Here is a 14088-nt window from a genome sequence, read left to right as displayed (position 1 = left end):
AATCCCCCCAGCTCCACCAAATTAGGTCACCAGTGAACCAGATAGACCCGGTGATAATAGTAAAAAAGCCCGCATACCTCCTAGGTTAGCGGGCTTTTTTGTGTCTGTAATATTCCACACAAACCAGCCTGTAGGTGTTGACTGTGTCGTCATTGTCGATGTTATGTCATTTTCGACTTGTATAAGCCTTTCTCTGGATAGAGCAGCATTCGTCTATCCATACCCATGAAAGAATGATTTAGCCTTTAAATACGGAAATGAGATCAACACGCATTATCCCCCCTCACAAACACAAAATTAAAATTCCCCAAATCCGGCCAACAACCTAAAAAACCATTCCACCACTTCACTCCCCCGCCCCCTTTTTTCGTGGTTTTTATGGTGTTAATTGCCTAAAAAACGTCAACAATCACAATTTGAGAAGATAAAAGCAATCCCCTATTGTCTGTCAGATGTTATGCGCTATGTTGACAATCACCACAAAATGTAATCAAAAGGTTAAATAATAATGTCAAATAAATTACACGTATCTCTGATTGCTATTGCTGTTCTGATGTCTTCCTCTGCCATGTCTGCATTACCTCAGGGCTATCCGGCTGACTACCAAAAAGTCGTCGATGCCGCGACCAAAGAAGGCAAGGTGGTGGTGTACTCCACTACCGACACCAAAGCGGCTGGCCCACTGATTCAAGGTTTCGAGGCGACTTATCCAGGTATCAAAGTTGAATATAACGACATGAACAGTACTGAACTGTACAACCGTTTTATCAGCGAACAGGCCTCTGGTGGCACTAGCGGCGACGTAGTCTGGAGTTCTTCAATGGACACCGCGTTGAGGCTTGCGACCGATTATGCACAGGAATACAAATCACCCGAGCAGAGCCAGTTACCAAAATGGGCGGTGTGGAAAGATAAGGCTTATGGCACCACTTACGAGCCAGTGGTGTTTATCTATAACAAACGGTTGATCCCAGCCGGTGATGTGCCCGATTCACATGCGGCTCTGGCAAAACTGATTGCAAGCCAGACTGACAAATTCAACAAAAAAGTCACCACCTACGACATCGAAAAATCGGGTCTGGGATTCATGCTTTCCGTGCAAGATTTCAAAGCCGATCCAAATTACTTCAAAACGCTGGCTGATGTCGCCAAAGGTGGCTTAGCAGTACAGTCTTCTACCGGCACCATGATGGAAAGAGTGTCATCCGGCGAAAACCTGATCGGGTTTAACATTCTAGGCTCTTACGCAGAGGCTCGCGCTAAAACCGACCCGTCATTGGGTATTTCCTATCCGAAGGATTACACGTTGGTACTGTCCCGCGTTTCGTTCATCAGCCAGCAAGCTCAAAACAGCAACACAGCAAAGCTGTGGCTAGACTACGTACTGTCTGAAAAAGGGCAAAGTATTTTGGCTAATCAGGCTGACATTCCGTCAATCCGTAATGATATCGAAGGTAAAAATGACATCGATGGCCTGACCAAAATGTTAGGTAACGCGCTGAAACCTATCCCGGTTGACGAAACTTTGCTGGAATACCTGCAACAGAAAAAACGTCTGGATTATATCAAACAGTGGCGCGCAGCTGCCGCCAAATAATATCCCCGTCATCCTTCGAGCCACAGGTGCGTTGGCTGCATTCGAATGATTTTGGGTATACCGGGAGCGCGCACATCACCATTTGTCGCGTTTCCCTTTCTCTTACCTGATTTCGCTGTTCAGGGTTTTAATCGAAGGGATGTAACATGAGTGCATTACGCAGAAAGTGGCAGAGCCTGCCGCGCGGCGTTGTGGTGTTGATAACGGCATTGGTTATCTACATTCCTCTGTCGTTCATCGTGATACAAAGTTTTCTCTCTGCCCCATTCTTTTCTCCGTCAAAGGAATGGAGCCTCGAATCTTTCGGATTTATTTTTACCGATCCAGACTTTTACAAAGCACTAAAAAGCGGATTTATTCTGGCGTTCGGCTTAGTGGTAATTGCTATCCCGCTCGGGGGGATTCTGGCCTTTCTGATGGTTCGTACCGATTTACCGGGTCGCCGCATCATTGAGCCACTAATCTTGGTGCCAATTTTCGTCTCACCGATGGTATTGGGGTTCGGTTATGTGGTGGCTGCTGGGCCAGTCGGCTTCTTTTCTCTATGGGCACAGTCCCTGCTTGGCTTTGTGCCGTGGAATATCTACGACATGTCGAGCATCGTGGTGATCGCCGGTCTGACTCACGTTCCGCACGCCTATCTCTATATCTCATCGGCACTGCGCAGCGTCGGGTCGGATGTGGAAGAGGCCGCGCGAACCGCCGGCGCGTCACCGTTGCAGGTGATGACAGCAGTCAGCCTGCCGATGGTGCGCCCATCAATTCTCTATGCCACGGTTTTACTGTTTTTCCTCGGGCTGGAAGTGTTTGGCCTGATGCTGGTACTCGGCGACCCAGAAGGCAACATGGTTCTGGCGACTTATCTGTATCAGCTAACCAATAAGCTCGGCACCCCGTCCTATCATCTGATGGCCGCGGTTGCTGTGGTGCTGATTTGTATCACTATTCCGTTGGTGATGCTGCAACGCCGTTTGATGCGTACCGCTAACCGTTTTGTGACGGTGAAAGGTAAAGCCTCGCAAGCTCGCGCATTACCACTAGGGAAATGGCGCTGGGTGGCTGGCGCCGTAGTGGCATTCTGGCTGACCGTCACCATCGGCGTTCCGCTGATTGGCGTCATGCTGCGGGCATTTATTTCCAATTGGGGTGTCGGTGTGTCTCTGTGGGATGAACTGTCGCTCAACACCTTCCGCAATATCTGGGAACAACCGAATCTGCTGCGTGCCATTGTGAACTCGATGGCGATTGGCGTGATAGGGGGTGCGCTGGCAGTGGCCTGCTACTTGTTTATCGGCATCGCTATGCACCGTAAACCGGACGGCGTAACGCGTTTCCTCGACTACAGCGTACTGGTGCCGCGTGCCGTTCCTGGTCTGTTGGCGGGCTTGGCGTTTCTGTGGGTGTTCCTGTTCCTGCCGATGTGGCTCGATAATGCACTCAAATCCGGCTGGTTATCCGACATGCCTTGGTCACAGTGGCTGCGCGACAATCTGGTGGTCTGGTTGCGTTCGCTACGCAGTACCATTTTTAGCGTCTGGCTAGCGTACACCGTGGTGTGGATGGCGTACGGTTTGCGGCTGATTTCCTCAACATTATTACAAGTCGGGCCGGAGTTGGAAGAAGCTGCACGCAGTACCGGTGCGACTCGTGGGCAAATCACCCGTCACGTCACTATTCCGTTATCGCGCTACGGGCTGATTGGTTCTTGGCTGCTGATGTTCCTGATTTTCGAACGCGAATATTCAACCGGTGTGTACCTGCTTTCGCCGGGTACCGAAACCATCGGTTCGATGCTGGTTTCCCTGTGGGCGGCCGGTGCGATAGATATTGTCGCCGCACTGTCCTTCATTAATATCCTGCTCGTGGTGTTAGGCCTGGGTATTGCCCTTCGTTTTGGAGTCAAATTACATGATTGAATTATCGGTCGAGAATCTGCACTTAACCTACGGTGACAACCCGGTGTTAAAAGGCGTTTCTATGGATCTGAAACGCGGTGAAGTGGTGTCATTGCTAGGGCCTTCCGGCAGCGGAAAAACCACCTTGCTGCGCGCCGTCGCCGGGCTGGAAAAGCCAACACAGGGCACGATTATCATTGGTAAAAACAAAGTGTATGACGGCACACCGCGCAGTGAAATTCCGGCCGAGGAACGTAACCTTGGGCTGGTGTTTCAGTCTTATGCACTGTGGCCACACAAAACCGTGTTTGAAAACGTGGCATACCCGCTGAAGTTACGTAAAGTTGCGGCTGGGGAAATAACCCAGCGAGTGCAGAATGTGCTGGATCAGCTTGGTCTTGGGCATCTCGGTAAACGCCATCCCCATCAGCTTTCTGGTGGTCAGCAGCAACGTGTGGCGATTGGTCGGGCGTTAGTCTACAACCCGCCCGTTATCCTGCTTGACGAACCGTTGTCAAATCTTGACGCCAAACTACGCGAAGAAGCCCGCGTATTCCTGCGCGAACTAATTATCAAGCTGGGTTTGTCGGCGCTAATGGTGACGCACGATCAGAATGAAGCGATGGCTATTTCCGACCGTATTTTGCTGCTCAACAACGGCAAAATCGAACAGCAAGGCACGCCACAGGAAATGTACGGTTCACCAAAAACCCTATTTACCGCGGAATTCATGGGCAGTAACAACCGTCTACATGGCAAAGTGACTGAGGTTCAAGACGGTAAAGCACGCATTGAAGGAAGTGGTTGGGCGTTATGGGGACAGGCCGGTGAAGGGGTACAAGCGGGACAGGAGGGAACGGCAGTGATCCGCGTCGAACGCGTCGTGCTGACAGACGAACCTGGCGATAATCAGTTGGAATTACCTTTGCTGACCAGCATGTATCTCGGCGATCGCTGGGAATATCTGTTCCGTACATCAGGCGATGATTTCGTCATCCGCGCTTACGGTAGCGACGTTCGCAATCCACAGCATTATCATTTGGCATTGCCTGAGCAGCATGTCTGGGTTTTCCCAAAATCTTGAATCGTCTAGGGAGCGGTTACCTGCCGCTCCCTGCTATCTCTGCCACTGAGTCTGCACAACCAAAGGTCGGTATACAGAGTTGGCACTGACACAACCCTTCCCTGCTACCGGCCCTATCATTTTGTTTATGTCACACAGGCTAGAGGTGCATTAATCCTGACGATCACTACCCTCAGTAATGAACTCCCCCTCAATGACTGGCTCAGAAACTAACAACGCATAACGATTTAGTAATTGCTTAAAGCGGCTATCAATCTGCATTGACAGCGTGGGAGAAACTTTACCCTGCTGCTGTTGCTCCGCCAGTTGGCGTAACAACTCCTCCAACGGGGGTGAGCTCAACAAAGGTTGTTGAATGGCAAACACTGCCGATTTCAACTCAGACACCGTCATATAGCGTCCGCGTTGCGCATCCAAGCTATTAAGCTTATTTGCCAGTTGCTGCAAACGGTCCTGCACCAAATACCAATTATTGAGCTGCTCTGCGGGCAGCGCCTGAGCTGCAAGATGTTGCCGCCACTCTTCGTCCAATTGACGACTGGCGGCGGCATCCGGCCACAGTGTTTGCGCTTGCTGGGCCAACCGTGAACCCTGTTGTTCCGCCCATAACGGCGACAAATTGCCAAGTTGTATCAGGCGCTCCTGCGTAGCGGTTAAAACTTCTGGCTGTAATTTCGCAAGTTGCTCACCCGGTTTGGTCCGCAGCACTGCCAGTTCTGCGGATGATAACGCCTGTGGCAAAGGCGCAACGCTCGCCAATAGCACGTTATCCGCTGGCGGTAACTGCATTATTTGCCAGCTAACGACACCTATGGTCCCCAGCACTGCCGTCAACACCACACCTGCAGCGAAGCTACGCCAGTTTGTTGTGGTGTGCCTTGTTTTCATGGATAAGGTTTTCACAGATAAAGCTTTCGCGGATAAAGTTTCCACGGCTAAGGATTCGACCGGTTGAACAGCGCCCTCAACAGGTGCAGGCTGAGGCTGCACGACATATATCAAGGGCGTTTGGACGGGTTCAGGTGCTGGCGTCAATGTCAGCGGTGGCTCTGGTAAAGTCCCCAATTTATCCTTTTCTACCTCCAGACTTTCCAACCGCAATGCGGTGTTATGCATTTGCTGACGCAAACCATCCAACTTACTTAGATGCTTTAACTCCAACTGCTCCAGCACCTTGTTCATCCGCTCGAGCAAGGTTTCGGTACGGTAGATCTCCGCCAAATCACCATAATGGTAATCGCGAGTGCGCAGTACCTGCTGCAAACGTGCCGTCAACCACGACAAAATCTCCATCCGCGAATGAGTTTGTAGCGGCCACAGCCCCGGCCATTGGTGACTCAGCAAACCGCCGACCAACGCCAGTCCTTCTTCCATCCCCGCCAACCGGTTGTTATGCGTTCTAGCTAGGGTAAACCAAGCCGCGCTTTGCAATTCAACACCATTTTGCCGAAACAATGTCAGGCAAAGTTGCTCCACCTTATGCCAATCCACATCAGGCCGCGCCGGATGAGTCAATTTGCCCAGCTCATCGCGCAGAGCCGCAAACTCAGCTAACGTGCGCGGATCACCGCCGGTACGTATCGGGTGTTCAGTCGTCATCGTCATGGTTAGCGTTCCATCAGTTGCTGCTGTTTTAAATGCCGGATCAGCACTTTGCCTTCGGGCATAAATGTCGTACCGTAACGAATCAGCCCCACGCCCTTCAATTCAACATCGATGGCATAACGCAATTCTCCAGGAATATCCTGCTCCAACAAGGTCACAGTCAGTGACTGCAAGCGGGGTTCATACTTCAACAGCACACTAGAGAATATGTCTATCAATTGATGGGCAGTACCCGGCATGCCTTGTAAGATCTTAGTCATGTCGGGTAATCCGTAATCAGGCAGATGAGATAGAGTGCCAGCACGAGAGTTCAGGATACGTTGAATATTATCCAGTACAGATAAAATAACTTGATCAGCCTCACTTACAACATCAAGGGATAAATCCCCGGTGAAGCTGCCGGTGAGTATTTCGTATAACGATGGGGATTTTCTATCCATAGCGTGACCTTATCTTAATAATGGTAGTATTTATCAATAGAAAACACCGCAACGACCACCTATTTTCACGTTCTATAAAATCACATGAAAAAACCATCGATGACTTCATTAAAAAACGCACACTCTAATAATTGAACCTGCCACCCACCTCTGATATCAAATGTCATATTTATCAAATTCATATTTTATCTAAATATATCATCAACAAAAATTAGCTACATTTATGAAGAGTCCAGCCAGACCATCCATCACTTGACGGATATAAGACATCTATTCCTGACCATTCAGGCTCAACTAAATCGGAGAATTGATATTCCCAAAAATACCAAGCTGAGCTTCTTAACTTCTCATTATCTTTGTTGTAGACAATAAAAAATGATTGGTTTGAAAATAATTTCAGTACGCGACCTACACCACCATAAGGTTTATAATTGGGAGTGTAGACTATAAAGTAGCATGTGTTAGATTTATTCCAATATTGATTGCTTTGCGTGGCATATTTATATGCAAGAATCTTAACTGAAAGCAAAGAAACAGATATTAAAATTACAACCATCACTATCACAATAGACATAAACATAAGAGTTCTACGCATTTCTATTTTTTCCTTGCAGCATATTCCTCAATGTCTATGCTATTTAAGTGAATGGTAATATCCACAGGTATTTTTTTCACTGTGGAATAAACGAAAAAATCCCCAGTCTTTTTCTCTTCTTCTTTTTTCCCTTTATTACAATTCGTCTTGTATTGTACAAAAGAACCGTTTGTCACTCGATAGTAATCCTTGCCCCCCACAAATATCCGTTCACGTCCAATAAGTTCAGTAAGGATGTCAGGTTTAATGACCCCACCCCACCCCCAATAACCCAATGGTTGGTCATCCCCGTCGTTCATAAATTCATATGTATCTCTGACATACAAACCCAACTCGGTTATTTTTAGTCGAAACAACCCGTTTTCCTCTTTGCTTATCAGCATATCCGTAAAAGCAACCTTTACAATAAATGCACCTAATGCACCATAAACATCATCCAGCTCATCTGTGGCTTTTTCCCAATTGCTACTTCCTATTGAAATATAATTAAACTGACTTTGTTTATCCAACTCCATTGCAGACAAATCACTAAAATCCAGAAGGCGTGATGTTAATGTTTTATTCTTTACATCGACTAACCCCATGCGTTCCAAACGGCTAATAATAGTAATAAGCCCGTTTGATAACTGATCGGTCAACCCCTCTTTCCTGCCAAGATAACCATTATACTCACGAATATACGATATGTTTCCTATGAAATTATCAATGACGGGGCCAACTCTTTTTGATGCTTTATACAACCATTCAAAACTCAAATCATCAACTATGTGTTGCTTATTTATTTTTTGCATATCTACTTTGTTTAGCTTTTCATTTTTACTCATCTCATAAAAAGGATCATAGAACCATTTACGCATAAATTTTGCAGAGACAGCCCACCCTACCTTCTCCATCACATCAGGGATGTCCGTTATTTTAAACAACTTAACGGGAACCTTTTCTTTATTATTTTCATTATTAGTTAACTTTGATTTAATCGTTTTGTCGTTCATAAGCTCTTAACCTATTATTAAAGAGTCTTGTTCTAAAATGGTTAATTCAATTTCAGACTCTTCGGTATGACTTAAGAAGTCAGTGAGTCCATTATCACTAGTGGTCCCTCGAAACACGTCTCCCGAAGGAGATTTTAATACATATTTGATCCCCTCGATTGGTTGAAGTGTTCTGTCATCAAGCAGTATAAAACTCCGACTATGCGTATCCGCCACACCTGGCATAAAGGGAAACTCTGCTTGTTGCGACACCGCAGTAGCAGCAGCCGTCCTTTTCACCTTACGCAGATACGTCCCGGTGGTGCCGTATTCCACCTTTCCGGCCTCCAACCTCAGATAACTCCCCCCACCAATCAGCGTAATACGTTTCTTCCCGGCAAAGGAGATAGTGCCTTCGGAGCTCATTGTCAGCTTCTTCTGCGCAAACAGGCTCATCGGGCCGTTCTGCGCTTGTATCTCCATCGGCCCTTCTCCCGATATCAAGCTCAGTGCTCCCGTGCGGGCAAACAACCCCAGTTGGTCACCGGTCAACACCGTCATATTGCCCATCACCCCGACGCTAATATCACCACCGGCATTTATCGCCACATTCTTGCTGGCGGCCAGTTGCAGATGTTCACCGCTAGTAAACGCCATTCCTTCCGGCGCTGAGAAGTGGATGATTTCATTCAGCGGTTTTAGCCGTTCGCTAAACATCTGTCTCTGGCTGTCAATATCGGCGCAAAGTGCCTGGGCCTGCTCTGCGGCTATCGCCAGTTGCTCGAGTTGTTGCAGGCAGAGTTCGATTTCCCGCAGCGCCGTGTCCATCTCCAGCACCTCACCCGCCGCTTTCTGTTGACCGTCCGCACTGATGAATAATCCCTTGGCCACCCGCATGACACCGCGTTCATCGGTGCGCAGTTCAAACCCAGCGCCACGAGGTTTGTCTTGCGCATCGACGAGATGCCCCTGACTGAGCTGCGTTTTACCGTATTCCGTGGAAAGGTGGATATGCTCTTCACCGCGCTTATCTTCCATGCGCAATTCATTGTGGGCAGCAGTGCGGTAGATGTTCTGGCTACGGTTATCGCGATTCACTATGTCGGGATGCGCTGAGTCGTGCAAAGCGTGCGTGATATACGGCAGGTCAATATCACCGTTGCCGTAAGCAATCGCCACTTCGGTGCCGTCAATCAGCGGCGTATGCCAGCCGTAGGTGTCGCCGGTATAGGGCTTTGCCATACGCAGCCACAAATAGCCGTAACCCGGCTCTGAGTCCTCCCGGTCAAAGTCCAGCTTCACCCGGTAACGTCCGTGTTCATCCAGATGTGCATAAATGTCGTGCTTCTCCCGGCTCTCAACACGGGCTGACAGGGTGCCGTGAATTTCAGGGCGTTCAGGGCAGAGCGGGCGGAAACAGTAACGTTCGGTATAAGGTTGCCCCCATATCGAGACATGCAAACGGGAATCACGGGCGGCCCGGAAGGTCGCCAGCGTGATAATCACGCCCTCTTTCAGTGCTCTAATCACATTACCCTGCGGCTCCAATACCTGACCGGGTGTCAGGTGCGATGCGTTACTGAACAGATGAATACGGGCGGATTTGTTCAGCTCGCGCTCATGGTGAATGCGAGCATAAAACGCCCCGCTTTCAGTTTCCGGCTCCGGGTCGGTGTCGTCACCGGCTTCGCGGTACGGGGCGGTATAACGGTAATGTTCACCGGTCGTCACCGCGTCATGACGAACGCTGACCTGTGCATCCAACGGCGTGGTGGCGGTGCGATAGTTGTAGTCACGCGTCGCAACAGACCCCGTCACCACGTTGTGCCAAGTGCGTACGTCCCATACTGATTCCTCCGCCCCATCGAACAGGCCAGAAGGCTCGCTGTACGGCAAACGCACATCAAACTGATAGTTCAATTGGCTATCGGCAAAGATGAACACATCCAGTTCACGGGTGTTGTCCATCTCCGTGCGCCAGTAAATCCCCACTTCCGCCAGAATACGCTGGATAAACTGCAAATCCGTTTCGCGCCATTGGGTGATGAGCTCACGCGGCGGATAGGTGCGCTCCAACCGAAAGTCAAAATCAGCCCCTTCCAGCCCGTGTTGACGCAGCACTTGCTCCACCACGTCCGGCACGGACTGGTTCTGGAAGAAAGCACACTGCCGAGTGTACGAGAGCAGTGCCAAACGGGAGCTCAGCGTGATGTTGTAGTGCGACTGGTCAGCCGTTGTGGACAGCCATTCCAGCCGGGTGATGATGCCGTGCACCCTTTTGCCACTGCGCATCCGCAAGGTCGCATACTTCAGCAGCACCTGCTGCGGGGCAATATTGGATTGAGGTGTGGTGAATTCGATGTCCCAAGAGAATGGTTCGCTTAAGGCTTCACACCCACGAAAATTCAGCACATCCGGTTGTACCGGGCTGTCGTTAATCTCAAGAAAATAGCGAGTCTGACCGTCAAAAAGTGCTAACCAGTTATCCATCACCTTACTCCTTTGTCGGTACCAGATTGAGCCAGCCATCGCCCAGTTCAATAGTGCGTGGTTTATCCGGGTCAAGGTCGTCACGGGTCAGCACCAACCGCCAGCGGTTGTCTTTCAAATCCGGACGGTTGAACAATCCCACTACGGCTACAAATTGCGCTTCTTCTTCCATTGGCATATTGAGCGTCACACTGCCTTTGGGCATCACCAACAGCGATTTAGAGGCCAGTACATCTTCTTTGAGCGCCGTATCGGCATTGCGTAACAGCGTCTGGTAATCGGCTGCATCCACGGCTTGTCTATCTTTGAGCTGATAGACCCGTACCATGGTCGCCAGTGGTGTTTGTGCACCGTCTACGTTAACGGCTGAACGCGGAGAAAAGTCCAAGTGTAGTGTTTTGATCTTTTTATAAAAAATGGATTTAGTCACGCTGACGGTGCCGTCCTTGACGGTTTGCGTCAGTCCGCAACCTGCAAGCAGGCCGCAGGCAATAAGCGTTAGCACCCGCCAGCGGGTTACTTTTATCATCCAGGAATTCCTTTTGAGAGAGGTAATGCGTCATTATTCAAAGCGGTAATGACCGCTATCAGCAGAGGGTAATGAGGAGCATTGCAGCCCTTCATAGCAGCCCAGACTGACGGTCAGGGTTTCACGGCTGTTGCTGAGTTTGCCGTCTTTCAAGCCGAGTAAGCCGGTACGCCCTAGTTGAATGCGCCGACCTTTTCCCAGACGGGGTTCGGGCAGCAGCAGCACCGGCACGGTAAGGCGCAACCTTGCATCGCTGCGATACCCCAGATAGACGCGCATCAGCACTAGCAGGTCGGTATGTAAGTGACCGCCTGGCAGCCATCCTTCCGCTTCCCCAGGGTTCTCCGTGGCAAGCGCCACCAACACCCGGCTACAAGCTTCTTTACCGTTTTTGCCCAATGTCGCTCGCTGTGAAAGCCGCACGCGCCCCCCGGCCCCTAACCCAGTTCGGTTATCGATATGCACTTTGACCGGATCGGGCTCGATGATTTTCGCCCGAGTATGCGGAGCCAACAGGCTGACCAGTGCACGAATACCCTCCGCATTTCGGGTAGGTAATCGCATGGTACCCAGCAGAGCCAGAAAGCGTGAGATCGGTGTTGCTACATGCTGTGCCGTACCCGGAATACCGAGCCCCACCAGCCCCAGTAAGCACTGTGAGGTGGCGTCGCGCCCTCCTGGTTCAAAGGTGGCTGGGTAAGCATACTTACGCCAGATCCGGTAATACTGAGTGGTAATGCGGTGGCTGAAGATATCCAGAAATGAGGTAACCGCTTCATGCCCTTCCCGGCGTTGTGCAATGTCATCCAAATATGAACTGGGTAAGGGGGAATCTACGCCGTACATCCCCAGAAAAGTGGTGCGCACGGTTGGAGGAAGTTCGGGATGGTCTTCGTCAGTCTCAACCGCTTTCAGGGTGCTGACCGGAAAGCCCATTCCCGGCCATGGACGAAAGCGTACCGGATCGTTTCTCGGGTGACTGGTAGCACCCAGTTTGGGGGCATCCGAGTTTTCCTGTTCCAGCAGTTGGCAGAAGCGATAAAAGTTAGCCCGCCAGATTTCCTTATTGAGAGCTTGCGTCAGCCCGGTACGTGCTGGCTGTGAAATTCGTTCCATCTCAATCGTTTCCCTGTCGGTTGCAGCACCAGTGTGAGTTGGTTAAAGAGGTGAATATCCGCATACAAGCCGAAGAAGCGATGCAGCATCTCACCAAAGAGATTCACATCCCCCTCACCGGCAAAATTATCTATGTTCAGCGTGACCTCGATATCCACGCCCCGTAACATAAAACCCTTCTCAAAACGGCGAATAAGCTGGTGTTTCACCGCGACAATGGCTTCAAGGCGACGTCGGTTCATTTCATCATCGGTCCAGTCATACAGCGCAAGAGTCCCCCGGAGCACTTCCGGGTTATCCATCATGCTGAGGAAATTCGACCCTAAATGACTCATCACCCGCCAGTGGAAACGATCATTAGCCGGTGGGTACAAGGGTAACGTCGGTGCGGAAACGTTCAGTACCCTAACCGGGACTTTTCCCGCCTTGACCACCCGGTCCAGCAAGGTGCTTTCCAGTGCCTTACGCGGCAGTTGCCCGTTGGTACCCGTGATACGCATCGAGAGCGACTCGGATTTCTCGGACAATTGATCAAGTTCGAAAGAGCGCCCACCTAGGATCAGCCAAGTGTCATACAGGCCGGAGGCTCCGCGTTTCACCCGTGTGTGGTAATAACGCTCGGGCGCATCGTGGCGCATCATACCGCCCCGGTGGCGGAAACTGGTAAACGGCGCATACGGATATTTGCCATTTTTCACCGCGCCGTGAATGCTATCGACACTGTAAATCTCAGTGTGCCCATCCTGAAGGCGCAGCGGCCTGAGCAGGTACTCATTGTCCAGTGGGTTGAGCGTGAGCGGGTCGGCTTCTAGGGTGAAGAGATTGATCACCGGCGCACAGTGCAGGCGGAAGTTTTCGGTCTCAAACGGCAAGTCAGATGACCAAGCCTCACTCAACACCATGTCGATTTCAAACCCGTTGCTGGCTGGATTTAATCCAATGGTTTCAAGCCCCCGTAACTCAACAAACATAAATTTCGGTCGGAAGCTGAAGTATTCCAGTAATAGCTGATAACCACTGAAGGCGGAGTCGGCTTTCTGCCACAGACCGTCATTATCATCAAAGCCCATGGGTTTACACCAACCGTCAAACTTACGACGCTCGCTGTGGGTACCGGCATGGCGCGCATACATGGCGTGAACGCGGCGGGTCATCGCCAGATGCAGGGCTGAACTCACCGGGCTTTCGGCATTGAGAAAAATGGCAACCTTGTCGATCCCAGCTTTAGCCCAGTCCACTTTTTCCGAGCATTCAAAGCGTAGACGGATAGCAGAGCGACCATCAGTTTCCGTATGCAAGCGGGCATCCGCCAAGTGGAGCGGTTGGAGTGGGACATCACGAGTTGTCCGGTACTGACAGGCGGTTTTATGCGCCCCAACGGGGCGGGATAGCACAGAGAATCCTTCTGTCAGTACTTCCGCCTGACGTAGATTGCGCCAGTCAGGGGAGAACTCGACGATTGCTAGAGACGGGATAGTGCGCATGTAATGCGGCCACAGCAAGCTGACCAGTCCTTCAGTCAGCTCTGGCAGATCATCATCGAGTTTTTCACGTAATCTCCCCATCAGGAAGGCAAAGCCTTCGAACAAACGCTCGACGTAGGGATCGCGGGCACCGGGTTTATCGAGGTTGAGCATGGCCGCTCGATCCGGATGAGCGAGAGCAAATTCTTTTCCGGCCTCGCGCAGATAGCGCATTTCGGCCTCAAAGTAGCGCAAGGTTAAGTCATCCATACACGAAGTTCCTGAAAGTTATCAAATAAAAAA

Annotated in this window: 11 protein-coding genes and 1 pseudogene; 4 read left to right on the top strand and 8 right to left on the bottom strand. The window is 50.4% G+C overall.

Annotated elements, in window-relative coordinates; genetic code table 11:
* Positions 1 to 136 precede the first annotated feature (136 nt).
* From AC3ISQ_RS05705 to AC3ISQ_RS05690, 4 genes and pseudogenes are all read left to right on the top strand, one after another.
* Positions 137 to 226 (top strand): annotated as a pseudogene (locus AC3ISQ_RS05705) (2-phosphosulfolactate phosphatase); the annotation flags it as partial.
* 282 nt (positions 227 to 508) lie between these two features.
* Positions 509 to 1597, top strand: a complete 1089-nt coding sequence (locus AC3ISQ_RS05700; protein WP_489351343.1) for an ABC transporter substrate-binding protein — start codon at positions 509 to 511, stop codon at positions 1595 to 1597.
* A 146-nt stretch (positions 1598 to 1743) separates the two neighbouring features.
* Positions 1744 to 3513, top strand: a complete 1770-nt coding sequence (locus tag AC3ISQ_RS05695) for an ABC transporter permease (protein ID WP_489351341.1) — start codon at positions 1744 to 1746, stop codon at positions 3511 to 3513.
* Positions 3506 to 4576, top strand: a complete 1071-nt coding sequence (locus AC3ISQ_RS05690) for an ABC transporter ATP-binding protein (RefSeq protein WP_489351339.1) — start codon at positions 3506 to 3508, stop codon at positions 4574 to 4576. Before AC3ISQ_RS05695 ends, AC3ISQ_RS05690 begins: the two co-directional genes overlap by 8 nt.
* A gap of 150 nt (positions 4577 to 4726) precedes the next feature.
* On the opposite strand, the gene AC3ISQ_RS05685 is transcribed toward AC3ISQ_RS05690, so the two are convergent.
* The 8 genes from AC3ISQ_RS05685 to tssF all read right to left on the bottom strand — a co-directional run bounded on the left by AC3ISQ_RS05685 (position 4727) and on the right by tssF (position 14055).
* Entirely contained in the window at positions 4727 to 6181 is a 1455-nt protein-coding gene (locus tag AC3ISQ_RS05685; protein WP_489351337.1) for a VasL domain-containing protein, read from the bottom strand.
* A gap of 2 nt (positions 6182 to 6183) precedes the next feature.
* On the bottom strand, positions 6184 to 6621 hold the full coding sequence (gene tssE, locus AC3ISQ_RS05680; protein ID WP_489351335.1) for a type VI secretion system baseplate subunit TssE: 438 nt from the start codon (positions 6619 to 6621) through the stop codon (positions 6184 to 6186).
* Positions 6622 to 6832: 211 nt separating this feature from the next.
* Complete coding sequence (locus AC3ISQ_RS05675) at positions 6833 to 7216, bottom strand: hypothetical protein (RefSeq protein ID WP_489351333.1); 384 nt, start codon at positions 7214 to 7216, stop codon at positions 6833 to 6835.
* A gap of 2 nt (positions 7217 to 7218) precedes the next feature.
* Complete coding sequence (locus tag AC3ISQ_RS05670) at positions 7219 to 8208, bottom strand: DUF6402 family protein (protein WP_489351331.1); 990 nt, start codon at positions 8206 to 8208, stop codon at positions 7219 to 7221.
* Positions 8209 to 8214: 6 nt separating this feature from the next.
* Positions 8215 to 10677 (bottom strand): type VI secretion system Vgr family protein, encoded by a 2463-nt coding sequence (locus AC3ISQ_RS05665; RefSeq protein WP_489351329.1) that lies wholly within the window; start codon positions 10675 to 10677, stop codon positions 8215 to 8217.
* 4 nt (positions 10678 to 10681) lie between these two features.
* Positions 10682 to 11206 (bottom strand): type VI secretion system lipoprotein TssJ, encoded by a 525-nt coding sequence (gene tssJ, locus AC3ISQ_RS05660; RefSeq protein WP_489351327.1) that lies wholly within the window; start codon positions 11204 to 11206, stop codon positions 10682 to 10684.
* Between the two features lie 33 nt (positions 11207 to 11239).
* Positions 11240 to 12322 (bottom strand): type VI secretion system baseplate subunit TssG, encoded by a 1083-nt coding sequence (tssG, locus tag AC3ISQ_RS05655; protein WP_489351325.1) that lies wholly within the window; start codon positions 12320 to 12322, stop codon positions 11240 to 11242.
* Positions 12286 to 14055, bottom strand: a complete 1770-nt coding sequence (gene tssF / locus AC3ISQ_RS05650; protein WP_489351323.1) for a type VI secretion system baseplate subunit TssF — start codon at positions 14053 to 14055, stop codon at positions 12286 to 12288. Before tssF ends, tssG begins: the two co-directional genes overlap by 37 nt.
* Positions 14056 to 14088: the final 33 nt, after the last annotated feature.

Source organism: Serratia sp. KH_031 (assembly GCF_057839655.1).
The sequence above is the reverse complement of the archived record's forward strand: the minus strand, read 5'-3'. Positions and strand labels throughout refer to the sequence as shown.